Genomic DNA, 25,084 nt, shown 5'->3' with positions numbered 1-25,084 from the left:
CTACTTCGCGAGCCAGGCGTCGACCTTGGCGCGGTTGTCGGTGACCCACTTCTCGGCCGCCGCGTCCGGGGTCATCTTGTCGACGGCGATCATCCGCGCGACCGCGTTCTGGTCCTCGTTGGTCCACTGGAATTTCTTCACCAGGTCGACCGCCGGGCTACCCGAGTCGGCGAACTTCTTGGAGATGATCTTGTCCAGGTCGTACGGCGGGTAGTCGCAGGCGATCTTCGCCGGGTCCGCGTCACAACCGGCCGTGTAGGTAGGCAGGTTGACCTTGACCAGTTTCACCTCGTTGAAGAACCACTGCGGCTCGTAGAAGTACGCGAGCAGCGGCTTCTTGTCCTTCTCGGCATCCCGGAAGGCCTGGATCAGCGCCGTCTCGCTACCGCTCTGGACGACCTTGTAGTTGAGGTTCAGGTTCTTCACCAGCGCCTCGTCGTTGGTCACGTACGACGGGTCGCCGTCGAGCAGCTGACCCTTGCCGCCGGATTCGGAGGTCTTGAACAGGTCGGCGTACTTGTTCAAGTTCTTCGAGTCGGTGATGTCGGGGTACTTGGCCGCCATCCACGGCGGCACGTACCAGCCGATCACGCCTTTGACCCCGGTGGAGCCGGCCTCGACCGCGACCTTGTCGGTCTCGATGTACTTCTTCTTCAGGTCCTCGTGACCCCAGTTCTCCAGGTTCACATCGACCTCGCCGGTGCCGAACCCCTGCCAGGCGATCTCCTCCTTGAGGTTCTTCTTCACCACCTTGCAGCCGAGATCCTTGGTGGCGACGTAGGCGACCACGGCGGCGTTCGCCTCGTAGCCCACCCAGGGGCTGACGGTCAGGTTGAAGCTGCCGCACTCCTTCCCACCGGCGGCCGGCTTCTGCTCCTCACCGACCTTCGCGCCGCCACAACCGGCCAGAACCAACACCGTGGCGGTCAAGACACCGGCGTACCGGAGTTTCTTCACTGCTTCTCTCCTTTTCCGTGCGGCTTCGGGGCTGCCGCTTGGGTGATGCGGTCGAGCAGGACGCCGAGCAGCACGATCGCCGCACCGGCCGCCAGGCCCTTGCCGTACAGCTCGCTCTGCGCGAAGCCGGCGGCGACGTCGTACCCGAGCGCGCCGGCGCCGACCAGGCCGCCGACGACGACCATCGCGAGCACGTAGATCAGGCCCTGGTTGACGGCCAGCGTGATCGCCCGGCGGGCAACCGGGAGCTGCACCTTGCTGATCACCTGCCAGCTGCTGGAGCCGACCGAGGTGGCCGCCTCGACGGTCGCGACCGGGACCGCCTTGATGCCGTCCGCAACGATTTTGACGGTGACCGGGACGGCGTACACGACGGCGGCCGCGATCGCGGTGAACCGGCTGGTGCCGAACAGCGCGAGGAACGGGACCAGGTAGACGAACGGCGGCATCGTCTGGCCGGCGTCCAGGATCGGGCGGATGACGAGGTCGACCCGGCGGTTGCGCCCGGCCCAGACGCCGAGCGTGAGCCCGACGGCGACGACCACGATGGTGGCGAGCAGCGTCGAGGCCAGCGTGATCATGCTGTCCTGCCAGACGCCGGTGCCGACCAGGAGGCCGATGCAGACGACTGCCGGTACGGCGGCCTTCCAGCGGCCGAGGACGGCGGCGATCGCGACCACGACCGCACCGACCAGCCACCAGGGCGACCCGGTCAGCAACGCCTCGAGCGGGTTCAGCACGCCGAGCGTGACCGCGTCGCGGACGCCGTACGTAAGACCGCCGAAGACGTCCTGGACCCAGGTGGTCACGTCGGCGGCCAGGACGGCGATCCGCGCGCCGAGGTTGACGTCGGTCGGGAACTCGGCCGCCCACACGTAGGTCCGCGAGAACCAGATCGCGACCAGGACGCCGACGCCGCCCGCGCCGAGCAGGATCTTCCGCCGGACACTCGCCGTCCGCCAGGGCCGGTCACCGGCCGCGGTGGTGACCCGGTCGAGCACGATCGCGATCACCACGATCGCCAGCCCGGCGTTGAACGCGACGCCGACGTCCAGCGTCTGCAGCGCCTTCAACACGGTCTGGCCGAGGCCCGGCGCGTCGATCAGCGCGGCGACCGTGACCATCGAGAGCGCGGCCATGATCGTCTGGTTGATCCCGACCACGACCGTACTGCGCGACATCGGCAGCAGCACCTTGGTCAGCGTCTGACCGCGGGTCGAGCCGAGTGAGCGGGACGCCTCGACACTCTCCGGCGGCACGTTGCGGATCGCGTGCGCGGTCAGCCGGACGGCGGGCGGCGCGGCGTAGATCAACGTCGCGATCGTCGCCGCGGCCGGGCCGATCGCGAAGAACAGCGTCAGCGGCGCGAGGTAGACGAACGTCGGCAGCGTCTGCATCAGGTCGAGGACCAGGGTCGCGACCTTGAACGCGCGGTTCGACAGCCCGGCCCAGATCCCGAGCGGGATCGCGACCAGCAGCGAGAGCAGCACGGCCGCGATGGTCAGGGCGAGCGTGTCCATGCTCTCCTGCCACAGCCCCTGCAGCCCGACGAAGCCGAGGCCTGCCGCGGTCAGCAGCGCGACCTTCCAGTTGCCGAAGGCCCAGGCGAGGTACGCCGACGCGGCGACCACCCCGAGCCAGCCGATCACCGGGACCGGACGGCCGTACGACGGCTGGGAGAGCACGTTCTGAAGCAGGACGACGATGTTGTCGACAGCAGCCCGGATCGCGTCGAAGACGAGGTTGCCCGCGCCGACCGCGTCCCGATGCTCGGTCAGCCAGCGGTGGAAGCCGGTCGTCTCCTGACCGCCGAGCGGCAGCGTGTGGATACCGCTGAGCAGGAAGTAGGCAGCCACCCAGGCCACCAGCAGGACGCCGATGACCACGCTGCGCCGCGGCCGACGTACCTCCACCTGCACGTCGCTGGTGATCGCCGCCATCAGGTTGCCGGACGGTCGGACGGACGCGCCGACCAATGCGAGTCGGCCGGATCAGCGACGACCGCGAGGATCTCCTCGTCGCCGATCACACCAAGCAACTGCCCGCCCTCGACCACCTTGACCGGACGATCGGACTCGAGCACGAGCCGCGTCGCCTCGCGAACCAGGACGTCCGGGCCGAGCTCGGGGCCGTCGAGCACCTCGTCCGGCCGCGGGTCGCGGGCGATCCAGCGCAGGGTGAGGACATCGGCGCGCGGCACGTCGCGGACGAAGTCCCGGACGTAGTCGTCCGCGGGCGCTCCGACCAGCTCGTCGCCGGTGCCGAGCTGGACGGCGGCGCCGTCGCGCATCAGCAGGATCCGGTCACCGAGTTTGAGCGCCTCGGTCAGGTCGTGGGTGATGAAGACCATCGTCTTGCCGACCTCGCGGTGCAGCCGGCCGACCTCGTTCTGCATCTCGCGGCGGATCAGCGGGTCGAGCGCGGAGAACGGCTCGTCGAAGAGCAGGACGTCCGGGTCGTTGGCGAGCGCGCGGGCCAGGCCGACCCGCTGCTGCATCCCGCCGGACAGCTGCTCGGGGTAGAGCTGCTCGTTCCCGCGCAGGCCGACCAGGTCGATCACCTCCTGGGCGCGGCGGCGACGGTCCGGCTTGCTCTCGCCGCGCACCTCCAGGCCGTAGGAGACGTTGTCGATCACCTTGCGGTGCGGGAGCAGGCCGAAGTGCTGGAAGACCATCGAGAACTTGCTCCGGCGGAGCGCCCGGAGCCGCTTCTCGTCGGCGGTCACCAGATCTTCGCCCTCGAAGATCAGGCTGCCCGCGGTCGGCTCGATCAGCCGGGTCAGGCAGCGCACGAGCGTCGACTTCCCGGAGCCGGACAGGCCCATCACGACGAACACCTCACCGGGCGCCACGTCGAAGCTCAGATCGCGGACGGCCGCCGTACACCCGGTCTTGGCGTGGAGCGCCGACCGGTCCAGCGCGGCCAGCTCCGGCCGCCGCGGCACCCGCTGCGCCTTCGGGCCGAACACCTTCCACAGCCCTTGGATCGACAGCAGCGCGTCACTGTCCTGGACGTCGGGATACTCGAGTTGAGCGGTCACGGACTAACCCTCGCATCCCCCGCCAGGCGGAATCATCGGAACCGCGACTGTATCCAACGAGCAGGCCCCAGTGTCGGGTGAGGTGTCTGTCTCGTCAATCATGACTGTTATGCCCGGTTCGGCGGTTGCTCACCCCAGGCGGAGGGCGGCGGCGATCTCGCGCTGGACGGGGTCGATCTCGCTCTCCTCGTCCTCCAGATCCCAGAGGACGTTCTGCAGGATGCGGCCCGCCGTCCAGGCCAGGGCCCGGTCGCGCGGGATACCGGTCACGTCGAGCATCAGGTCGAAGCGGTCCCGGATCGCCTGGTGCAGGTCGCCGGTGCCGCGCAGGTCGGCCCAGCGGTTGTTCAGCGCCGGGAACAGCTCGAACGCCGGGTCGCCGGCCAGCGGTTTGGGGTCGATGACGATCCACGGCTGCCGGTCGGCGGCCATCACGTTGTCGTAGTGCAGATCCCAGTGCAGGAGCCGGTCACCGGCCTCCGGGATCAGCTCCCGGACCTGGTCGGCGAACCGCTGGATCAGCTTCTGCTCGGCCGGGTCTGCAAGGTCCGGGATCAGGCCCGGAGCATCCTCGACCAGCTCGGCCGCGAGATCCGACAGCCGGCGCAGCTCGGCGGGCGCAGGGACGGCGGACAGCCGGCCCAGCAGCTCGGCCAGGATCTTGGTCGCCTCGACGTGGTCGGGGAGATCGCTGAGCATCCGCGGGTGCAGCCGCTCCAGCAGGATCGTGGTGGTGTCGGGGTCGTCCTCGAGGACGCCGACGACGTCGTCCGGCTGCCAGGTCCGCAGGGCGAGGGCCTCGTGGAAGTTCTCGTCGTTGGTCGGCTGGAGTTTGAGCATCGCCGCCGTGCCGTCGGTGCGGACGACGGGGACGATCAGCGAGGCGGCGCCGTTCAGGACGGCGCCCGTGCGGGTCAGCTCCCAGCGGGCGGTGTAGTCGTCGACGAGTGCGGGCAGGGCGGCCAGCCACTCGGGTTCGTCGTCTTCGTGGGCGTCGATCAACTCAGCGGGAATCACGATCACGCTCGGCACAGTAGGTGCTGAGGCGGTCATGTGCTTGGGTTTTCCCGTGAGCGAGATGGAGCGCCGGGACCGGCGCGTGCAGCGGATCGTCGCGGTGACCTATCTGGGCTTCCCGGTGCTCCTGCTCGGGATCGTCGCCTGGGTCGGCCTGAACGGACCGACGGCGGCCTGGGCCGGGGCGGTCGTCCCGCTCGGGATGCTGGCCGCGGGCGTCGTCCTGCGAGGGCGGCATCGGTTCCACCCGCGCTGGTGGGCGGCGATCGGCGGGCTGTTCGGCGGGCTGGCCGGGTTGATCGGGTCGCTCTACCCGCTGGTGATCGGCGTCTGGTGGCCGGCCATCCTGGCGCTGCCGTTCCTGATCCTCGGGTTGCTGGCCGGTCTGCTGCTGGCCCGGCGGGCCAACCACACGCTGCTCGTCCCGTACTCGGAGGAGCTGGCCGATTCGGCGTACGAGCTGGTTTTTCGGCTGCGCGGCGCGCCGGCGGGCCTGGTGCTGCTCGGCGCGGACTCCGTGACCATCCAGGGGCACCCGATGCCGCGGACGCCGGATCAGTCCCGGACGTATCCGCTGAGCGCGCTGACCGGGACGTTCGAGGTCGATCTCAGCGGCGCGGAAAGGCTGAAGTTCCCGATCGCGCTGACCGTGGTCGGGACGGCTGGGCCCGCGCTGATCCTGCAGGCCGCTGGCGAGGACTGGGTGCTGCCGACCAACGAGGCGCCGATCCTGCTGCAGTTGCTGGACCGGCGCCGTACGCGTTAGTTCTTCGCGGCGGCCTCTTTGGCCGCGGTCTCGGCCTTCTCGGCCTGCCAGCCGTCCTCGTTCTTGCCGAGGCGCCAGTAGCCGGACAGCGAGACACGGTCGCGGGGGAGACCGCGCTCGGTGAACAGGTGCTTGCGGATCCGGAAGACGAAGCCGGCCTCGCCGTGTACGAACGCCTGGACGTCTCCCTCGGGGAACTCCAGCGCCTCGACGGCCGCGACCAGCGCGTCACCGCGGCTCTGCGCGCTGCCGGCCCGGTGGAACCAGGTCAGCTCGACTTCGCCGGCGCCGACGAGCTTCTGCTCCTCGGTCTCGTCCTCGACCTCGACCAGCACGGTCGCGCGGGCGCCCGGCGGCAACTGCTCGACCGCGGCGCCGATCGCCGGCAGGGCGCTCTCGTCGCCGACGAGCAGGTGCCACGCAGCGCTCGCCTCCGGCGCGTAGGCGCCACCGGGGCCGAAGTACCAGAGCTCGTCACCCGGCTGGGCCGCCGCGGCCCACGGCCCGGCGACGCCCTCGTCACCGTGGTGGACGAAGTCGATGGTGAGCTCGTTCGCCGCCTCGTCGAAGTTGCGCACCGTGTAGGTCCGCATCGTCGGCCACTCCTCGGGCGGGTGCGTGTCCCGGACCGCGCCCATGTCGAGCGGCTCGGCGTACTGGACGCCGGGCTTGGTGAACATCAGCTTCACGTAGTGGTCGGTGGTGCCGTTGTCGACGAAGCCGTCGGCTTCGAACACCACCCTGATCATGTGCGGAGTGATCCGTTCGGTACGACGGACCACGGCCCGCTTGCAAACACGGTTACGGCGGGGTGCGGGGCTGGTCACGTGACCACAGGTCCTCTCAACCGGAAGTTAGGCCTACCTAAGTCAGGCTAGCCCACGCACCCCAACCGTCAAGCTCAGGTTCCGCGGATGACGAACTGCTTGCTGGTGGCGGTCACCAGGCTGTTACAGGCCGGGAACAGGACGCGGTAGGGAATGTTGCCCTTGTACGCCGGTTGCGCGGTGAGCGTGTAGCTGCCCTTCTGGTAGTCGAGGGCCGTGTTGCCGACCGAGCGCCACTGGGTGGCGCCGTACAGCCGCTGCAGGTGCACCTTGCACTGGTAGGTCCCGCCGGTGACCGCACCCTTGACGGCGATCTTCGTGCCGACCGGGGCGCTGGTCCGGGCCGGGGTCGCCGAGACACCGGGGATCCGCTTGACGTCGGCCCAGCCCTTGGCGATCGGCATCGGGTTGCCGGGGACAACCAGGCAGGTGAGCGGGATGGTGTTCGCCGCGGGATACGTGCGGGTGATGTAGCCGGCGGTGTCGGTCAGCAGCGTCGCACCGCCGTTCCAGCCGCAGCCGGTGTCCTGGTTCAGGCCGACCTTGATCTTGCTGCCGTAGGGCTTGCCGGTCTGGTCGTTGATCACCGACCAGCGGATCGTGTACGGCTTGCTGACCGGGCTGGGCTCGTTCAGCGCCTTCGCGGTGATCCGCGGCTGGTTCGTCCCGGTGACGTCGATCTTCCGTCCGTTCACGACCTTCACGCCTTCACCCTCGCCGGTGATGAGCGTGCCGCTGGTGATGACGCTGTCGACCTGGAAAGTGCCGTTGGCGGTCGACGGGACGTGCAGCACGCCCCGGTACTTGCCGTCAGCAACCGTTCCCTCGTACCGGGTCAGCTCGGCCGAGTACAGGTAGTCGAGCCGGCCCTTGCCGCCGGCCCGTTCGAGGTCCACGTGCAAGGTCTCGTTCGCGCCCCAGCCGGGGAACTTCCCGTCGACCTCGATGGTGATCGGCACCGTGTTCAGCGACGACACGGACACGCTGCTCCGGCTCAGACGGACGTCGGAGACCGACTGCGCCGGGTCGGCGGCATGGGCGGCCGGTGCGACGCCGAACGCCGTACCGGCCAGGGACAGGGCGAGAACTGCGCGGACTGTTTTCACTCAGATTCCCTTGATCGTGAAGGTCTTGCTGACGCCGTCGACGAAGTGGTTGCAGGCGAGGAACTGGGCCCGGTACGGGATGACGCCCTTGTAGGCCGGCTGCGCATTCAGGGTGAAGCGGCCGCTCGCGCGGACCGTGCTGCTCCCGACCGTGCGCCACTGGGAGGCACCGTACAAGCGCTGGAGGTTCACCCCGCAGCCCACGGGCGAGCCGACGATCGAACCGTTGACCGGGACAACTGTTCCGACCGGGGCGCTCGTCCGGGACGGGGTGGCCGTGATGACGGCCGGGTGGTCGACGCGGACGCCGTACCGCAGGATCGGCGCCGGCTTGCCCGGGAGGAGGAAGCAGAGCACCTGGTCGCCGGCCGGGTACTTCTTGGTCAGGACGCCGTTCGTGTCGGTCAGGACGGTGCGCGTGACGTCGCCCTCGACGCACTGGTTGTCCTCACGCGGCATCACCTTCAGCTTGGTGCCGTACGGCTTGCCGGTCTGCGAGTCGAGGACCTGCCACTTGATCGAGTACGGCGTGTTGTACGGCGGCAGCTTCGGAATCACCGTCGACACGACCTTCGGGATGTGCACCCCGGTCACCGCGATCGTCGGCCCGTCCACCGGCGTCGGATCCCACAGGTCGACGCCGTGCTGCCACTCACCGGCCACCACCGCGGTCGCCTTGATCGTCCCGTTCACGGTCGACGGCACGTTCAGCACCCCCGACCAGGTGCCCGGCTTGACCTTCTGCAGCGGCATCGAGAACAACTCGTCCTCCGGCCCCGACCCGGCCACCCGCTTGAACTGCACGAAGTACGTCCCATCGGACGTCGAGGTGCTGTCCAGCGTCACCGTCACGGGCACCGTGTTCAGCGACGAGACGGCCAGACTCGACCGGCTCACCTTCAGATCGGTGATCGCGATCTTCGGCTCGGCCTGCGCCTGCGGCGCCACCCCGAGCGTCGTCACCACCAGCGGAGCCGCCAGGAGAGCGGCGAGTACGCGTCGATTCGTCATACCCACAGCTTGAAGCCTCCTGGCGGCTCCACTAGACCGGAATCAGGTCCCCTTGATCGTGAAGGTCTTGCTGACGCCGGCCTTGTAGTTGTAGCAAGCCGGGAACGAGACCCGGTACGGGATGTTGCCCCTGTACGCCGGCTGCGCGGTGAGGGTGAAGCGGCCGCTCTGCCGGACCGTGTCGGTGCCGACCGTCCGCCACTGGGTGGCGCCGTACAGACGCTGCAGGTTGACCGGGCACCGGTACGGCGCGCCGGCGACGGAGCCGGTCACCGGGACCAGGGAGCCGACGGGCGCGCTGGTCTTGGACGGCGTCGCCGAGACGATGCCGGGGCGGTTGACGAAGATGGACAGCCAGCCATTGGGGGCCGGGTCGCCTGGCAGGAGCAGGCAGTTCAGGTACTCACCGGCGTTCGGGCCGGCCGGCACGACCTTGTTGATGTAGCCGTTCGTGTCGGTGAGCTCACCAGGGCCGCCGAAGGCCTCGACGCACTGGTTGTCGTCCCGCAGCCAGACCCGGAGCCTGCTGCCGTACGGCTTACCGGTCTGACCGTTGATCACCGAGTAGCGGATCGTGTAGCCCTTGCCGAAGGGCACTGGGTCCGGGAGCACGCGGGCGGTGATCCGCGGTTGGTTGGTGCCGTTGACCGTCAGCTCCACGGGTTGCGGGTCCGGTACCGGTGTCGGGTCGGTCATGTCACCGCTGCCGGGCCAGAACTGCCCGGTCATGATCCCGGTGACCTTGAACTTGCCGTTCGCAGTCGAGGGCACGTTGACGACGCCCCGCCACTTCCCGTTCTGCGTGGTACCGGAGTACCGCTTGAGCGGTGTCGAGTAGAGGTAGCCGACCTGTCCGGTGCCCGCGGAACGCTTCAGGATCGCGAACAGCGTCATGTTCGGCTCGGCGTCGGGCCAGGTGTACTTGGCGTCGACCTCAAGGGTGACCGGGACCGTGTTGAGCGACGACACCGCGACCGGCGTCGTCCTGATCACCCGAACCTGCGTCACCGTGAGGTGCGGGTCCGGATCTGCCTGCGCGGCGGGGGCGCTGAGCGCCAGCCCGACCAGCGACGCCGTGAGGAGCGCCGCAACCACTCGTGTCTTCCGCATACTGCTGAGCGTGCGGCTGATCCACCCGTCGCGCCAAGACGCGCGCCGAACTACTGCGCGATCGGGCGCGACGGATGGACCGGAATCACACACCGGTGATGCTGAAGCTCTTGCTGACGCCCGCGAGCGTCTCCCGGCACTTCGGGAACTGGACCCGGTAGGTGCCCTTCCCCTTGGCCGTCGGCTGCGCCTGCAACGTGTACCGGCCGCTCTGCCCGAGTTTGGTGCTGCGCAGCGAGCGCCACTGCGAGGCGCCGTGCAGCTTCTGCAGGTAGACCGAGCAGTCCATGTTCAAGCCCAGCACGTTGCCCTTGACGTCGACGCTCGTGCCGACCTTGGCGCTGGTCTTCGCCGGCGTCGCGCTGACCACACCCGGGCGGTTGGGCGCAATCACGCGGCTGTCGATCGGCGCCTGGGTGCCGGGCAGCAGCAGACAGTTCAGGCTGTCCGCATCCTTCGGTTGGTAGGACACGACGAGCGCACCGGCGGTGTTGGTGTGGACGGGGCTCTTGAGGCCTTTGGTCTCCAGGCAGGTCACGCCCTTGAAGGACATCACCTTCAGCTTGGTCCCGTACGGCTTGCCGGTCGCGGAATCGGTGACCCGCCAGGTGATCTTGTACGGCTTCCCGAATGGCACCGGATCCTGGTCGACCTGGTGGGTGATCTTCGGGATGTGCACGCCCTTGACCGTCATCGAGACGTTCTCGACGAAGCCCATGTCCGGGGACTGGACCTTCGGATCCCACGCGCCGGCCCGCACCTTGCTCACCACGAACTTGCCGTTCGCCGTCGACGGCACGTTCACCGTGCCCCGCCAGGTGCCGTCGGTGCCCGAGCCGGCGATCAGCGTCAACGGCTCCGAGAACACCTGGGTGCCCGGGTACGTGTCATCGGCGTTCAGCTCGGCGTGCATCACCTGCCCCGGCTTACCCTCGTCGTACGTCGCCTTCACGACGATCGTCACCGGGACGGTGTTCAGCCCGGCCACCGCGACGGACGCCTTGTTCAGTTCGACGCTCTGGACCTGAAGGCCCCACGCCACGGGCCCGGCCGCCGCCGGGAGACCGGTGAGCACCGCGCCGACCAGCGGCACGGCGCCCAGGGCGGTCAAGATGGTTCGAGTCTTCATGTGCCCATGATGTGGAACGTGGGGCTCACCGCGGTCCGGTAGTTCGAGCATGTGGGGAACTGCACACGGTAGGGAATCCGGCCTTTGTAGGCCGGCTGGGCCTGGAGCGTGTACCGCTTTCGGGAGTCCGATTTCACGGTGCCTACGGTGCGCCACTGGCTCGCGCCGTACAGTCGCTGCAGGTTGACCGGGCAGTACAGCGGCGCGACCTTGACGACGCCGTTGACCGGGACGATCGTCCCGACCTTGGCGCTGGTCTTCGCCGGGACGGCGGTGACGACGCCGGGGTGGTCGAGGACGGTCGACGTGCCGCCGATCGGCGCCTGGCTGCCCGGGATCAGCAAGCACTTCACCGCGTCGTCCGATACGGCCTTCTGGACGATGACCCCGGCGGTGTCGGTCAGCACCGAGCCGGCCGCGCCGACGCGCTCGACGCAGCCGTTGTCGTCCGCAACGATGACCTTCAGCTTGCTGCCGTACGGCTGACCGGTCTCGGAGTCGGTGACCTGCCAGCGGATCGAGACCGGTGTGCCGAGTGCCGAGACGGCCGGGGTCGGCGTCGCGGTGAACTTCGGCTGATGGACGCCCTTGACGTCGATGACCGGGCCGTCGACCGGCGTCGGGCTGATGTTGGAGCCCGACGCCGGGTCGAAGCGGCCGAGGGCGATCCCGTCGATCGTCAACGTGCCGTTGGCGGTGGACGGCACGTTGACCTTGCCTTGCCAGACGCCGTCCGCGGCGGTGCCGGAGATCTGCTTCAGGTTGTCGGAGACCACCCAGCTGATCCCGGCCGGCGCCGCGCCGGTGCGCTTCAGGTTCGCGTACAGCTGAACGTCGGTCGCGGCCGGATTCCCGACGTTGACCTTGCCCTTCACGGTGATGGTGACTGCGACGGTGTTCAGACTGGCGACCGCGACACTCGAGCGGTCGACGACGATCGATTCGGCGCTGAAATCCGGGTCGGCGGCGTGCGCCGTACCGGTCAGGGCCGCTCCGGCCAGGGGTGCGGCCAGGAGAACCGCCAGGACGCGTCTGGTCATCGGTCAGACTCCGGTGATCGCGAACGACTTGCTGGAGGCGGCGGCGAAGTTGTCACAGGCGGACAGCAGCACCCGGTACGAGAGCTTGCCCTTGGCAACAGCCTTGCCGTCGACGGTGAACCGGCCGCTGGAGCGGACGGTCGAGGAGCTGACCGTACGCCACTGGCTCGCGCCCTGCAGCCGCTGGAAGTGCACCGCGCATTTGTACGGCGCGCCCGAGACCGAGCCGTTGACCGGGACAACAGTCCCGACCTTGGCGCTGGTCTTGGCCGGGGTCGCGGAGACGCCCGCCTGGCGCTTGACGAAGAAGCTCTCGGAGACGATCGCGTACGGCTCGGTCGGCACCTCGAAGCAGTGCAGGAACGCCGCGTCGGAGGCGGCGTACGACTTGGTCAGGACGCCGTTGGCGTCGGTGAAGGTCTGGGCCGGGCCGCCCTCGGCGCAGACGTTGTCGACGCCCGCCCCGACGCGCACCTTGCCGCCGAACGGCTTGCCGGTCGCCGAGTCGGTGACCTTCCAGGTGATCTTGTACGGCTTGCCGACCGGGACCACCGCGGGCGAGACCGTCCAGGTGATCTTCGGCTGGTGGCTGCCCTTGACGAGCACGTTCTGACCGGCGTACGGCGTGATGTCGTACGGCATACCGCTACCGGGCGAGCCGTACGGGCCGGTGCCGACGCCGAACACGGTGAAGGTGCCGTCCGCGGTCGAGGGCACGTTCAGCGGGCCGGTCCAGGTGCCGTTCTGCACGGTGCCGGCGGTCCGCTTCAGGTCGGTGGAGACGACCCGGGTCAGGTCGCCGGAGCCGCTGGTCCGCTTCAGGTAGACGTTCAGCGTGGTGTTCTCGTCACCGGGGTTGTCCGAGTCGTAGCCGCCCTTGACCGTGACGTCGATCTTCTCGGTCTGCAGCCCGGTCACGGTCACCGACGTCTTGCTCAGCTGGACGCTGGTGACCGAGAGGAGGGGATCGGGTTCGGCGTAGGCCGGGGCCGCGCCGAGGACGCCGGCCGCCAGCGGAACGGCGCAGAGCGCCGCGAGGATTCGAGTCTTCATGGTGACAGGCTGTCAGACTTCGCGATGACGACTAGACCAGAATGAACGCCCTTGCCGTTCAGGTGCTGGAGGGGCGGCGTTCAGCTGAGGTGCGCAGGCTTGGCCGCATGAGCCAGGTGTTCGGGACGCCGCGACGCCCGGCGTACGCAGCGAGTCGGACCGACCGGCTAGGGCGACCTGTGTCGTTGTCGGCAGCGCTACCTGCGCAGCGGGCGGTTCTGTTCACCGGAGCGCCCGGCTTGGGGAAGACGCTGGAGCTGGACCGGGCGCAGCAGTTGGCCGCGCAGCGCGGCTGGACGGCGATCCGGGTCGAGGCGTCGGCGCGGGAGCCGCTGGAGCATCGGCTGACGCGGGCGATCACGGATGACATGGGCACGCTGCGGAAGCAGTTCGGCCGGTTTCAGGTCCGGAAGCTGAAGCGAGCGGTCCGGGAGCTGACACAGCGGCATCGGAAGGTTCAGCACGGCGCTGAGGTGCGGATCGGCGGCGGGCCGGTCCAGTTCGTCACCAAGCGCCAGTGGGACGCTACGCCGTCCGCACCGCCCGGTACGACGCTGACCGACGTCGCTGATCAGCTGGGGGAGCTCGCCGACAAGCCGGTGCTGCTGTTGGTCGACAACGTCGACGCGGCATCGGCGTCCGATCTGGCTGGGCTGAACGAGTTGGCGGGACATCTGCAGCAGCGTGGCCAGCCGGTCTGGCTGGTCGCGGCGGGTGGGGCTCTGACGGCGAGTCGGATTCAGGCCGTGTCCGGGCGGGTGGGCTTCGACATCCGCGAGCTGGGGATCATGTCGGCCGACGAACTGCGGCCCGCGCTGACTGTGCCTCTGGAACGGGCTGGGGTGCCGTACGAGCGTGCGGGGGTTGAGGGGCTGCTGCGGGCGGCGAACGGCGATCCGAGTCGGCTGCGCACGCTTGCGGACACTGCGCTTGAGCTGACTGATCCGCGGACCGGTTTGACCGGCGCGGTGGCTGCTGCGGCCGCTGCGCGGGTCGAGGCACGGTCTGCGGTGCTGTATCAGGGGCGGTGGCAGAAGTGCACTGATGGGCAGAAGGAGCTGCTGGCTCGCGTAGCGGCTCAGGGTGTCAATGGGCTGTCGATGCCGGCGGAGACCGAGGCGACGGCCAACTGGCAGCCGATCGACCAGGCCCGGCAGGAGCTGGTCGCACGCGGGCTGCTGCGGGAGCGGGGCGAGTACGTCGACTTCGCCGAAGGCGGTATGCGCGACTGGGTCAACGGTCAGCTGGACCAGACTCCAGCCGCGCCTGCTCTGGTTGCTGCGGCTGCGCGGCAGCAGGTCGCCGTACCGGTGGCCAGACGCGCGGTTGGCGTATTCGGGGCGACGCGGGAGCCGGCGTACCGGGTTGACCGGCGGGACGGGGAGGGGCGGCCCATCTCGCTCCACCAGCGGACGCCGACGTCGACGACCGTGCTGTTCACCGGTGCGCCGGGGATGGGGAAGAGCCATGAGCTGGACCGCACTGCCGAGCTGGCCGCGCGCCAGGGGTGGAAGTCGCTCCGGGTCGACGCCTCACCTCGGGAGCCGCTGGAGAACCGGCTGGTGCGCGCGATCAGTCAGGACCTGGACAGCTTTCGGGACCACTACGGGTTCGTCGCGGCCCGCGGGTTGAAGAAGGACCTCGACAAGCTGGCCTCGCGGAGCCGGAACCCGCAGTCGGGTAACGAGGTCCGCATCGGCGTACCGGGTGCCTTTCAGTTCGTTGCCAAGGAGCAGCACGACAGCGAACGTCCGGACCCGGTCGGCGGCTCGCTGAACGATCTGGCCGACCGCCTCGGCGCTCTGGCCAAGGCCAAGGGCGAACCGATCGTGCTGATGATCGACAACCTCGATGCGGCGTCCGAACGCGACCTGATCGATTTCACCGAGCTGGCCGCTCGCCTCGAACAGAACCGGCAGCCGGTCTTCCTGGTCGGCGCCGGCGGGGAGCAGCTGACCAGTCGGCTACTGGCTGCCTCCGGCGGCCGCTCCGGCGTCGAGTCGGATGTCGTCACCCGCTTCGACATCCGCACCCTCGCCCCCTTCACCGACGCCGAACTACGCCCCACCCTCACCGAACCCCTCCGCCAGGCCGGCATCCCCCACACCCCCGAGGCCGTCGACCACCTCCTCACCGCGGCCAACGGCAACCCAGCCCGCCTCCGCGCCCTGGCCGCCACCGCCGACGTCCCCCTCACCCTCACCACCGCCAAAGCCGCCACCGCCCACCACGCAGCCATCTCCCGCCCCCACTACGAAGCCGCCTGGCACAACTGCACCCCCGCCGAAAAGTCCCTCCTCACCAAAGCCGCCCACCTCCACCCCACCGGCATCCCCCTCCCCCCAGCCACCCAAGCCCGCTGGACCCTCGAATCCACCGCCTCCCGCCCCCTAACCCAAGGCCTCCTCCGCCAAACCCCCACCCACCTCACCCTCCCCGACCCCGCCTTCGCCACCTACCTCCAATCCCGCCTCCGCCAAACCGGCCTGACCCCACCCCAACCCACCCCCACCGCAAACGACCGCCACACCCCCAGAAAACTGGAGCGCAGCGGCCGCCCACTGGACCTCAATCGCTAACTGGCTCGTTCACGTCAGCAACGTGCAGACCGATGTTGGCGCTGGCCTTCAACAACTGTTTGTCTCCTGAAGCGAAGATGAGATCCCGCTCCCGGACGCTCTCGGCCGACGCGCAGTGCACCGCGTCGTACCCACGCAACACCTCCAACGAGGTCAGCCCCGCTGCTCTGCGTACCAGCGCGTTGGTGATGTCGATGGTGTTGAGCTCGCGCCAGTAGGCATCGAGCTCCTCGAGCGCCTCGGTCTCTCGGGCCTTGCTGATCCGCCCACGGCGCGCGGCCTGTGCCAGCGCCCCGGCCGTCTCGATGAACGTCAACTGCGTAGTCAGCACATCGTCGGCGTCATCCCACAGTTGCCGGCAGACGGGCGAACTGGGCTCGGGAATCAACAACGGGACGAACGCCGAGGTGTCGAAGTAGCAGATCATCGGCGCTGCTCCGGAATCAGATCGCTGACGATGCCGTCGGCTTTGCTCGGGATCCGCGCCGGACGCTTCGGCCGGAGCGGTGGACGAACCACTCCCTCGGCGATCAGCTTCTGCAGATTCGTCTGTCCCTCGACCGGGACGATCTTTGCGATCGGCTTGCCGTGGTCGGTGACGGTGATCGTGTGCCCCTCGCGGACGTACGCGAGGTGGCGGCTGAGACCGTCGCGGAGCTCCCGAATGCCGATATCCATCAGATCTCCTTCAACCAGTCCTGCGGTGGCCACATTTCCTCCTTCGATATTAGCCACAATTTGTGTCTTCACCCACTGTGAAGGCAGGTTTCGGCGGCTGGGAAGGCCAGATGGCGAGGCAACCTGGGGCAGATCGGGGCAGCTGGTCAGGGCCAGATGGATTGGATCCATTCGGGGTGGTCGATGAAAGGGTTTCGGTTGTGTTGGTAGGTGGTGTAGATGCGGTCGTTGCGGCGTTTTTCGAAGGTGTCGGGCGGGTCGGCGGCGGCCCAGGCCTTGAGGACGGAGAGTTTGCCGATGGCGGGGGCGCTGCCGTTGTTGACGGAGTTGTTGGGCTCGAGGTCGGCGAAGCCGTCGCCGCCGTCGTAGCGGACGGCCATGTAGAGGATCATCCGGGCGACGTCGCCGCGGACGGCGGCGCGGGGGGCGAAGGAGTCGGCGTCGGCGGTGCAGCCGGAGCACTCGGCGACGGCGGCGCCGCCGTTGTCGAAGTCGAGGTTGCCGCGGGCCGAGTTGACCGATACGTCCTCGGGGCGGAGGTGGTGGATGTCGGTACCCGGGCCGGTCGCCGTACCGAAGTCGCCGTGGGACTTGGCCCAGACGTGCTCGCGGTTCCAGTCGTTGACGCCGCCGCCGTTGGTGGTCTTGCTCTGGGAGCGGCCGGAGTAGAGCAGGATGACGTTGTTCGCGTTCGCCGGGTCCTGGTCGGTGTCCTTGAGCGCATTCCAGACCTGGTCGTAGCTGAGCTTGGTCTGGTTGCTGATGATCGTGTGCAGCGCCGCCTTCAGCGCCGGGCCGGTCTTACCGGCGGCCGCCGCGTAGTAGTCGCCGGGATCGCCCGGGTCGCCCGGGTCCGATCCGCCGCCACCGGTGAAGGCAGTCGCGTTCTTCAGGCCCGGGTGGGAGAAGTACGCCGCCAGCGTGCCGGTGACGGTGATCTGCTTCCCGAGCAGGCTCGGGTTGCTCTTCAGCCCGTACGACGCCCGGAACGCGGCCGGGATCTGCACGTACAGCATGGCCGAGGTGCTCGTCTGACTCGCCGAATCCGCCAGTGCGAGCGCGTAGTCGTCGGGGAAGTTGCTGCGGACGACGGTGTTCGTCGCGGTCGGCTGACCGACGACGTACCCGGTGACGGACGCGGTGGAGTTGTCCTGCCGGCCGATCGCCGTACTGACGTTGATCGGCGTCGCCGCGGTCGACGGCGTGACGCCGAAGCCGAGCAGCGCGAGGACTGCGGTGACGATCAGGGCTGGGCGGTACGGGCGGGCCACAGCGACTCCCAGGGCGGTTGGGATCGGTCGCTGTCAGTCTGCCCACCCGTTCGGTGCACCGAAACCCTCACTCCAGATACAGGCGGCCAACGGCGAGTTTCTGGTTCTTGCCGGGCAGGTAAAGCTGGTACCAGCCAGCCGGCATCCGCTGTCCGTCGCAGCTGGTGACGGCGAACGGCACGTCGTCCAGCCACTTCGACTTACCTGGCTCCAGGACGACGTGGGTGGTGGCCGGCGTCGCCTTGCCACGGCCGATCACGGTGTTGCGCGTGCCGGTCTCGTGAACGACCAGGTAGTCGGTGGGCGGGTTGGCGCCGTACTGCTTCACCTTTGATCGGTTGGTGACGCGGGCGGCGAACGTACCGGTGAAGCCGTCGCCGTCGCGGCGCATGCCCAGCTCGACCATGCTCTGGCTGATGAGCAGCTCCTTCGAGCCGGTGTGGACGGTTGCGGGGACGGTGCTGCCGCAGGTGAGCCCGTTGGCCGTTGCTGTCGGTTTGGCGGCCGGCTTGCTGCTGACCGGCGGCGTCTCGACGACTGCGGGCGCTCCGGGGAGTACGGCGTACGCACCGATCGCTATCGCACTCGCAGCGCCGACGCTGCCGAGCCCGACGGCCGCTGCGCGCACGCGGCGTCGTCTGCGGATGCGGGGGACCAGTGCGGTCTGGTCGACCTTCACGCTGTCGCCCTGGTCGGCGACTGCCTGGAGCAGGTTCTTCAGGTCGGTCATGTCATCGTCTCCTCGGGTACGGCGAGCTGGGTGGCGAGCTTCACGCGGGCATCGGACAGGTGGCGTTTGACCGTGCCCTGCGCGCAGCCCAGCTGATCCGCGATCTCGGGGACGGTGAGGTCCTCGTAGTAGCGGAGGACCACACACGCGCGCTGCTTGGGCGAGAGGGTGCCGAGCGCCCGGCGGACGTCGTCCGCGAGCAGATGGTCGTTGTCGTGGTGTTCGACCGGCTGGACCAGCAGGTGCCGCTTGGCGCGCCACAGCCCCGCGCGTCGGCGTCCGTCGACGAACTGGTTCAGCATGGCGCGTCGTACGTAGCCCTCGAGCTGGGCGACATCCCCACCGACCCGCAGCCGGCTGAACACCCGCAGCAACGCCTCCTGCACCAGGTCCGCCGCTGCGGCCGATTCCCCCGTCAACAACAACCCGTACGACCGCAGCGCCCCACCTCGCCCCGCCAGCAACTCCTCGAAGGCCCGCTCCCACTCAGCCATCCGCACCCGTTCTCCCGGTTCACCTGTCACCCCTACAGACGACGCAGCAGGTTGAACCGTTGAGGGCCGAGAAGGGCAGGAGGAGATTGAGTCGGTGGGGCGGGGAACGAGTGAGTGTCGTTCGCCGCCCCACCTAGGTGGGTGGGCCCCCATCAGGCCGCGGCCTGCGCCGCGGGCTGCTTGCCCAACCACCAGTGAGGTGCCACTGGCGGGCGGTACCTCACCGTTTCTGAGTACGGAGGCGTCCTCCGTGCGTGTGGCGTGGTGCGGACGCCGTTTACGGACCGTACTCAGAACGGCACGGGTTGTCCATGGGCCAGGGGGTCATCTCACAGTTCGACCCGATAGCTGACTCAGCAGCTGATGGTGTCCTGGTGGGTGGTGCCGCCGGAGCGGAAGTTGTTGACGCGAGTGGCGATCTGGGCGGGGGTGAGGGTCTCGTTCTTGGCGTAGTAGACCCAGTCGGCCGACTGGACATAGGAGCTGGCGCCGCCGGTGTGGCCGTCCAGGTCGATGAACCACTGGTTGTAGTTGAGCGTCATCGGACGCCGCGGGTAGACGTTGCGGCCGGCGTCGTCCGTGGTGTGGTCGGCGGCCAGCGCGCCGTCAATGTAGTACCGGACGTGCCCACCGGCCACGACGGCGACCAGCGTGTGCCAGCCGGCGTGGCTGTACGGGCGCACGGTCGTCTTACGCCAGCCGTCGAACGGGTTCACCTGGTAGGTGTTCCAGCTGGTGATGAAGTTGACCGGCCCGGTCTCACCCCAGCCGCCGTTCGGCAGGTACTCGGAGATGTCCAGCTCGGAGTACGTCGGCTCCCAGTCGTAGTCCAGCGGCGAGATCGTGTAGAAGGTCTGGTTGACGTGGTCGCCGTCGTTCCCACTGACCGGGGTGTCGCTGAACTTGAACCGCGTCGCATAGGTGCCCTCGAAGAACCGCAGCCGGTTCTGCTGCACCTGCGCCTGCGTAGTACCGGCCGCGGTGCCGTTGGTCGTCGCCCGCAACTGCAGCGACTTCTGCCCGTCGACAGTCGGGAAGCTGACGTTCGCAGCACTCCAGGTGTTCGGGATGCCAGGGCCGCCGGCGCCGGTCCGGACACTCCAGTCGTGACCGGTGAAGTTCGGGTCGGTGCGCGAGCTGTAGTTGAAGTCGTCGAAGAAGGCGCCGCAGGCCGCGGGCCCTCGGACGGCGTCCTCCCGGGCGTTCGCGGTGGTCGCCGTACCAGCGGCGAGCGCGGCCAGGACGACGGCAGCGGCGGTGAAGCGGATCGTGCGCGATCGAGTCATCGAGGTTCACACCTTTTATCTCGGGGCGGGCAATCTCCTCGTAGAGTGGTCTATCCAATTGGTAAAGTCAATGCGTAATACAGGTTCAGAAATGCGGGGAAAGGTTTACCACTGGTAAGATCTTCCGATGCGAAGGACTGAGGCGCGCGATCAGCTGCTGCGGCTGATCGAGGAGCGCAACCCCGGCGAGCCGCTGCCGTCGGAGCGCTCGCTGAGCGAGGAGCTCGGCGTCTCCCGCCCGACCCTGCGCGCCGCGCTCGACGACCTGGCCCGCGACGGCCTCGTCGTCCGCGAGCACGGCCGCGGCACGTTCACCAGCGCCCGCAAGATCCAGCAGGAGCTGGAGCCGACGGCGTCCGGCGACTACCAGGCGCCGCTGGCCGAGGGGTCGCCGTGGCCCAGCCGGCTGCTCAGCTTCGACATCGGCCCGGCCGGCGCGCGGCTCGGGCACAAACTGGAGATGTCCCCGGTCGACGACCTGGTCACCGCGCTGCGGCTGCGGCTCGTCGACGGCGCGCCGATGTGTCTGGAGCACATCCGGATCCCCGCGGCGTTCGTCCCCGGGATCACCGGCCGCGATTTCGAGCTCGGCTCGCTCTACGGCCTGCTCCGCAGCCGCTACCAGGTCGCCCCGAAGGACGCCGTCCAGACGGCCGAGCCGACGGTCACCGACGCGCAGGAGGCCGAGCTGCTCGGCGTCCCGCTGCACTCACCCGCCCTGCTCTTCGAGCGGACGACGCGGAACGCGGACCGCGCCGTGATCGAGTACACCCGCTCCATCTATCGCGGAGACCGGTACCGGATCACGACGCGGCTGACGTTCGACTAGCCCTTCACCGCGCCCGCGGCGACGCCGGAGGTGACACGGCCCTGGAGGACCAGGAAGATCAGCAGAACCGGGAGCATGAACAGCGTGGCCGCAGCCATCGTCGCGCCCCAGTCGGTGCCGAAGGTGTTGCTGAACGACGAGAGCCAGACCGGCAGCGTGCGCTGGTCCTGCTCCTTGATGATCAGCAGGTTCGCGAACGCGAACTCGTTCCACGCGGTGATGAAGCCGAACAGCGACGTCGACAGCAGCCCCGGCGCGAGCAGCGGGAAGACGATCCGCCGGAACGCCTGGAACTGGTTGCACCCGTCGACCTGCGCGGCCTCCTCGAGATCGGGCGGGATCGCGTTCAGGAACCCGCGCAGCGTCACGATCGTGAACGGCAGCGTCATCATGAAGTAGATCAGCGTCAGCATCGGCAGCTTGTCGAGCATGTCGGTGTCGCGCGCGATCACGTACATCGGGATCAGCAACGCCTCCCACGGCGTCATCTGCGCGACGAACACCATCACGATGAACCCCTGCCGGCCCTTCCACTTCAGCCGCGCGACCGAGTACGCCGCCAGGCACGCGACGATCAGGGCGAGCAGGACGCCGGAGATCGCGACCAGTGCCGAGTTCCGCCAGAACGACCAGAACCCGTCCGCGTTCACCGCCGTGCTGAAGTGGGTGAACGTGATGTGCGTCGGGAGGAAGGACGGCGTCTCGGCCTGGATCTCCTTGGTCGGCTTGAAGGCCGTCAGCACCATCCAGTAGACCGGGAAGACCGCGAACGCGAAGACGCCCAGGGCGATCACGTTCAGGACTATCCGCTTCGGCTTCACAGCTCCCCCTCCTCCTTGAACAGCTGCCGGAAGTAGGCGAGCAGGACGACGGTCAGCAGCAGCACCGTGACCATCGAGATCGCGGCGCCGAGGTCGTAGCGGTTCAGCGACTGCGCGATCTGGTAGGCGTAGACCGGCAGCGTCAGCGTCGCGTCGCCCGGACCGCCCTGGCTGATCACCCAGATCTGCACGAAACTCTTGAAGACCCAGATCACCTCCAGGCAGAGGATCAGGCCGAACATCGGCCGCAGGATCGGGAACGTGATCAACCCGAACATCCGGACCGGCCCGGCGCCGTCGATCGCCGCCGACTCGTAGATCTCCTTCGGCACCGTGGTGATCGCGGCGTACAGCGTGAGCGCCGCGAACGGCACCGACTGCCAAACGATCATGATCACGATGATCGCGAACGTCGACGTCCCGTCGGCGAACCAGGCGTACCCGTCGTACTGTTCGAACCCGAGTGCGACGAGCACCCAGTTCACGACTCCGAGCTGGGACTGGAACAACCACTGGAAGACCGTGGTCGCGGCCAGCACCGGGATCGCCCAGGCCAGCACCAGGCCGCCCATCAGGGTCAGCCGCATCCACTTGCCGAGGGCATCGATCAACAGCGCGACCAGCGTGGACAGCACCATGATCAGGACGACGTTGATCGCGGTGAACGCGAACGTCCGGCCGACCACCGACCAGAACTTGTCGTCGGTGAAGATCGCCCGGTAGTTGTCGATCCCGACGAAGTCGGCGCCGCCGCGGATCAGTTGTGCGATCCCGAACTTCTGGAACGAGATGACCAGGTTCCGGATCAGCGGGTAGATCAGCAGGTACGCCATCCCGAGGACGGTCGGCGCGATCAGCAGATAGGGCAGCAAACGCGGGCGCCCCCGCCGGGCCCGAGCCGGGGGTTCCGGCTCGGGGGCGGGGGCGGTCCGCTCGAGTTGAGCGACAGCCACGGCTACTTACCGCTGTTCAGGGCCTCGGTGATGATCGCGTCGGCCGCCGCGGCCGCCGCGGCCGGGTCACCGCCGGTGAGCACCTTGGTCTGGAACTCCTTGATCGGGTTCTTCGCCTCGACCGCGGCCCAGTTCGGCGAGTTCGGCGTCGCCTTGCCGTTGGCGGCGCCGGCCGCCATCGCGGTGGTGCCCTCGTCGCCGGTCACCTGCGCGGCCAGCGCCTTGCGGTTCGGCACGTACTTCATCGACTTGGCCAGGTCGACCTGCCACTTCTCGCCGGCCAGCTCCTTGATGAAGGTGTACGCCGCATCCGGGGCGTCCGAGGCCTCCGGGACGATCAGGTCCGAGCCGCCGGTGAAGACCGCGCCCGGCTTGTCGGCCGTCTTACCCGGGATCGGGAAGAAGCCCAGCTTGTCCTTGAGCGCGGGGTTCGCCTGGACGATCAGCTCGGCGGCGCCCGGGACGGCGATCATCTGCGCGACCTTGCCCTGCGCGAACACGTCGGTCTGGGTCGGCTTCGCCTCGTCGGAGTCCTTCGGGCCCTTGCCGAGCGCCTGGATCTGCTTGTAGAACTCCATCCCCTTGAGCGCCTCAGGAGTGCCCAGCGCGCCCTTCCACTTGTCGCCCTCCTGGACCGCCAGGTCGCCGCCCTCGTCCCAGATGAACCCGGAGAGCACGTAGAAGTTCTGGCCGGGCAGGTAGATGCCCTGGTTGCCGCCGGTGTTCACCTTCGCGGTGGCGGCCAGCCACTCCTCGCGCGTCTTCGGCGGGGTGGTGATCCCGGCCGCCGCGAACAGGTCCTTGCGGTAGACCACGACCCGGTTCGCCGCGTAGTACGGGATGCCGTACTGCTTGCCCTCGAAGTTCCCCGGGCCGGCCAGCCCCTCGATCCAGTCGTCACCCTGCAGGTCGGCCTTCTTGTCCGACAGGTCGCGGACGCCGCCGGACGCCGAGTACTGCGCGACCTGCGTGTTGCCGACCTCGATCACGTCGGGCGCGTCCTTGCTGGCCAGCGCGCCGATGATCTTGGCGCCGATCCCGTTCCACTCCTGGATCTGGACGTTGAGTTTGACGTCGGTGTGCTTGGCGGCGAAGTCGTCGGTGAACCGCTTGAGGAAGTCGTCCGAGACGCTCCCCTTCATCAGCCACACGTCGATCGTCTTCGGCCCGGAACTCGCGTCGTCCTGGCCACCGGAGCCGCCGCACGCCGCGAGGGTGGTGAGGGACAGCGCCGCGACCGCGGCCGTGGCAAGCGAACGGAACTTCATGGATCACCCCTGGTATGAACCTGTTCCTGCAGAGGCCCCGAGAATTCCCCAGGCATGACTGACCGGTCAATAGTTCAGAAGTGTCCGTTATTATTCTGTGAGAGCGTCTTCACGCGGGATTCATCGCTGTCCAGTGACTAAACCGGTCAATCTGTGCAGCCACGGTTGCACATGGCGCAACCGCACCACTTCCGCACCTGATAACACCAATTAACGAACCAGTTGCTCCTGCGGACCCGCATCCAGGCGCGCGGCCTGCTTCAGGCCGACGAGCAGGAGGCCGATCGAGATCGCGCCGACGACGGCGTACGTGACCTTGCCGCCGATGCCGTCCCAGGCGGTGTGCAGGGCGACGGCGAGTGCGTACATACCGGCGAAGCCGGCCAGGTGTTTGCCGTTCGGTGCGCTGACGAACCGCCACAGGCCCCAGCAGGTCAGGCCGGTCCAGGCGGCGTGGCCGGCCGGGGAGAGCAGGCCGCGGATGAACAGCGTCTGCTCGGCGGCGCCGACGTTGCCGCCGGACTGGAGGAGCGCGACGAAGGCGTAGCCCATCGTTTCGAGGACGGCGAAGCCGGTCCCGACCGCGACGCCGATGACGATGCCGCGACCGACCGACGTCCGGTACCGGCGGCCGAAGAAGACGACCAGAATCGCCGGGACGACCAGCTTGGCTGCCTCCTCGATCAGCCCGACGCCGAGCATCGGCAGCGTGCCCAGCCGCCGCATGGCGTCGTACTCGAGCAGCCCGGCCACCACGACGCCCACGACCCCGCCGAACAGCAGGCAGCCGCCCAGCGTCGGACCGTCGATCAGCCAGCGGCCGGAGCGGCCGGCCGCGAATGTGACGAAAGTGAGGGGTACGACGAGCGCTCCAAGCAGGATCATCGTCGGGAAGAGATTGGGGTTGTTCGTGTCGGTGAGCACCGCGAGGACGGCGAGGTACAACGCTCCGCCGACCAGCAGCGTCGCGACCCACGCCCACCTACGGACCACCTGTTGTGCACTCATGAGCTGATGGTGACGGGTCGTGGCGCGCTTGCGCCATGTCGCAGGGACGGCAGTGATGGACAGGGCGGAGGTCCGTGACGAGATTGCAAACTCGGTCGGAAGAGGTGCATG

General features: G+C 68.5%; 24 protein-coding genes. 3 read left to right on the top strand and 21 right to left on the bottom strand.

Annotated features, from left to right (window positions below; translation table 11 throughout):
- From HPO96_RS16775 to HPO96_RS16760, 4 genes are all read right to left on the bottom strand, one after another.
- Window positions 1–957: an ABC transporter substrate-binding protein gene (locus tag HPO96_RS16775; protein ID WP_171674373.1), complete on the bottom strand. Its 957-nt coding sequence runs from the start codon at window positions 955–957 to the stop codon at window positions 1–3.
- Window positions 954–2,897: an ABC transporter permease gene (locus HPO96_RS16770; RefSeq protein WP_171674372.1), complete on the bottom strand. Its 1,944-nt coding sequence runs from the start codon at window positions 2,895–2,897 to the stop codon at window positions 954–956. Before HPO96_RS16770 ends, HPO96_RS16775 begins: the two co-directional genes overlap by 4 nt.
- Window positions 2,897–3,997 (bottom strand): betaine/proline/choline family ABC transporter ATP-binding protein, encoded by a 1,101-nt coding sequence (locus HPO96_RS16765; RefSeq protein ID WP_171674371.1) that lies wholly within the window; start codon window positions 3,995–3,997, stop codon window positions 2,897–2,899. The genes HPO96_RS16770 and HPO96_RS16765 overlap by 1 nt, the downstream gene beginning before the upstream one ends.
- 129 nt (window positions 3,998–4,126) lie before the next feature.
- The gene (locus tag HPO96_RS16760) at window positions 4,127–5,020 is read right to left on the bottom strand and encodes an aminoglycoside phosphotransferase family protein (RefSeq protein ID WP_337796667.1); all 894 of its coding nucleotides are present in this window, start codon (window positions 5,018–5,020) and stop codon (window positions 4,127–4,129) included.
- Window positions 5,021–5,066: 46 nt separating this feature from the next.
- Between HPO96_RS16760 and HPO96_RS16755 the strand changes: the two genes are divergently transcribed.
- A complete protein-coding gene (locus tag HPO96_RS16755) occupies window positions 5,067–5,780 on the top strand; it encodes a hypothetical protein (RefSeq protein ID WP_171674369.1) in 714 nt (237 codons plus the stop codon).
- On the opposite strand, the gene HPO96_RS39635 is transcribed toward HPO96_RS16755, so the two are convergent.
- From HPO96_RS39635 to HPO96_RS16720, 7 genes are all read right to left on the bottom strand, one after another.
- Complete coding sequence (locus HPO96_RS39635; RefSeq protein WP_337796666.1) at window positions 5,777–6,562, bottom strand: siderophore-interacting protein; 786 nt, start codon at window positions 6,560–6,562, stop codon at window positions 5,777–5,779. The genes HPO96_RS16755 and HPO96_RS39635 overlap by 4 nt on opposite strands.
- Window positions 6,563–6,681: 119 nt before the next feature.
- The gene (locus tag HPO96_RS16745; RefSeq protein WP_171674367.1) at window positions 6,682–7,713 is read right to left on the bottom strand and encodes a hypothetical protein; all 1,032 of its coding nucleotides are present in this window, start codon (window positions 7,711–7,713) and stop codon (window positions 6,682–6,684) included.
- Window positions 7,714–8,724, bottom strand: coding sequence for a hypothetical protein (locus tag HPO96_RS16740; RefSeq protein ID WP_171674366.1), 1,011 nt, complete (start codon window positions 8,722–8,724; stop codon window positions 7,714–7,716).
- Between the two features lie 42 nt (window positions 8,725–8,766).
- Entirely contained in the window at window positions 8,767–9,834 is a 1,068-nt protein-coding gene (locus HPO96_RS16735; RefSeq protein WP_171674365.1) for a hypothetical protein, read from the bottom strand.
- Between the two features lie 85 nt (window positions 9,835–9,919).
- Window positions 9,920–10,963, bottom strand: coding sequence for a hypothetical protein (locus tag HPO96_RS16730; protein WP_171674364.1), 1,044 nt, complete (start codon window positions 10,961–10,963; stop codon window positions 9,920–9,922).
- A complete protein-coding gene (locus HPO96_RS16725) occupies window positions 10,960–12,003 on the bottom strand; it encodes a hypothetical protein (protein ID WP_171674363.1) in 1,044 nt (347 codons plus the stop codon). Before HPO96_RS16725 ends, HPO96_RS16730 begins: the two co-directional genes overlap by 4 nt.
- 3 nt (window positions 12,004–12,006) lie before the next feature.
- Window positions 12,007–13,056, bottom strand: coding sequence for a hypothetical protein (locus HPO96_RS16720; protein ID WP_171674362.1), 1,050 nt, complete (start codon window positions 13,054–13,056; stop codon window positions 12,007–12,009).
- A 107-nt stretch (window positions 13,057–13,163) separates the two neighbouring features.
- On the opposite strand from HPO96_RS16720, the gene HPO96_RS39095 reads away from it, so the two are divergent.
- Complete coding sequence (locus HPO96_RS39095) at window positions 13,164–15,635, top strand: AAA family ATPase (RefSeq protein ID WP_171674361.1); 2,472 nt, start codon at window positions 13,164–13,166, stop codon at window positions 15,633–15,635.
- Here HPO96_RS39095 and HPO96_RS16710 read toward each other — a convergent pair.
- The 6 genes from HPO96_RS16710 to HPO96_RS16685 form a co-directional block, all read right to left on the bottom strand.
- On the bottom strand, window positions 15,625–16,062 hold the full coding sequence (locus HPO96_RS16710; RefSeq protein ID WP_171674360.1) for a type II toxin-antitoxin system VapC family toxin: 438 nt from the start codon (window positions 16,060–16,062) through the stop codon (window positions 15,625–15,627). The genes HPO96_RS39095 and HPO96_RS16710 overlap by 11 nt on opposite strands.
- Window positions 16,059–16,313, bottom strand: a complete 255-nt coding sequence (locus HPO96_RS16705; protein WP_171674359.1) for a type II toxin-antitoxin system Phd/YefM family antitoxin — start codon at window positions 16,311–16,313, stop codon at window positions 16,059–16,061. The genes HPO96_RS16710 and HPO96_RS16705 overlap by 4 nt, the downstream gene beginning before the upstream one ends.
- A 146-nt stretch (window positions 16,314–16,459) precedes the next feature.
- The gene (locus tag HPO96_RS16700) at window positions 16,460–17,584 is read right to left on the bottom strand and encodes an endonuclease (RefSeq protein ID WP_337796665.1); all 1,125 of its coding nucleotides are present in this window, start codon (window positions 17,582–17,584) and stop codon (window positions 16,460–16,462) included.
- Between the two features lie 67 nt (window positions 17,585–17,651).
- A complete protein-coding gene (locus tag HPO96_RS16695; protein ID WP_171674358.1) occupies window positions 17,652–18,314 on the bottom strand; it encodes a hypothetical protein in 663 nt (220 codons plus the stop codon).
- Complete coding sequence (locus HPO96_RS16690) at window positions 18,311–18,808, bottom strand: SigE family RNA polymerase sigma factor (RefSeq protein WP_171674357.1); 498 nt, start codon at window positions 18,806–18,808, stop codon at window positions 18,311–18,313. The genes HPO96_RS16695 and HPO96_RS16690 overlap by 4 nt, the downstream gene beginning before the upstream one ends.
- 353 nt (window positions 18,809–19,161) lie before the next feature.
- A complete protein-coding gene (locus tag HPO96_RS16685; RefSeq protein WP_171674356.1) occupies window positions 19,162–20,094 on the bottom strand; it encodes a glycoside hydrolase family 16 protein in 933 nt (310 codons plus the stop codon).
- A gap of 127 nt (window positions 20,095–20,221) precedes the next feature.
- Between HPO96_RS16685 and HPO96_RS16680 the strand changes: the two genes are divergently transcribed.
- Entirely contained in the window at window positions 20,222–20,923 is a 702-nt protein-coding gene (locus HPO96_RS16680) for a GntR family transcriptional regulator (protein ID WP_171674355.1), read from the top strand.
- Here the strand turns inward: HPO96_RS16680 and HPO96_RS16675 are convergent.
- The 4 genes from HPO96_RS16675 to HPO96_RS16660 form a co-directional block, all read right to left on the bottom strand.
- Window positions 20,920–21,744: an ABC transporter permease subunit gene (locus HPO96_RS16675; protein ID WP_171674354.1), complete on the bottom strand. Its 825-nt coding sequence runs from the start codon at window positions 21,742–21,744 to the stop codon at window positions 20,920–20,922. The two genes, HPO96_RS16680 and HPO96_RS16675, sit on opposite strands and share 4 nt — an antisense overlap.
- Window positions 21,741–22,697 (bottom strand): carbohydrate ABC transporter permease, encoded by a 957-nt coding sequence (locus HPO96_RS16670; RefSeq protein WP_337796664.1) that lies wholly within the window; start codon window positions 22,695–22,697, stop codon window positions 21,741–21,743. The genes HPO96_RS16675 and HPO96_RS16670 overlap by 4 nt, the downstream gene beginning before the upstream one ends.
- 2 nt (window positions 22,698–22,699) lie before the next feature.
- A complete protein-coding gene (locus HPO96_RS16665; RefSeq protein ID WP_171674353.1) occupies window positions 22,700–23,965 on the bottom strand; it encodes an extracellular solute-binding protein in 1,266 nt (421 codons plus the stop codon).
- 210 nt (window positions 23,966–24,175) lie between these two features.
- The gene (locus HPO96_RS16660; RefSeq protein WP_171674352.1) at window positions 24,176–24,973 is read right to left on the bottom strand and encodes a PrsW family intramembrane metalloprotease; all 798 of its coding nucleotides are present in this window, start codon (window positions 24,971–24,973) and stop codon (window positions 24,176–24,178) included.
- Between the last annotated feature and the right edge of the window lie 111 nt (window positions 24,974–25,084).

This window comes from Kribbella sandramycini (assembly GCF_013131805.1).
GTDB lineage: Bacteria > Actinomycetota > Actinomycetes > Propionibacteriales > Kribbellaceae > Kribbella > Kribbella sandramycini.
The sequence above is the reverse complement of the archived record's forward strand: the minus strand, read 5'-3'. Positions and strand labels throughout refer to the sequence as shown.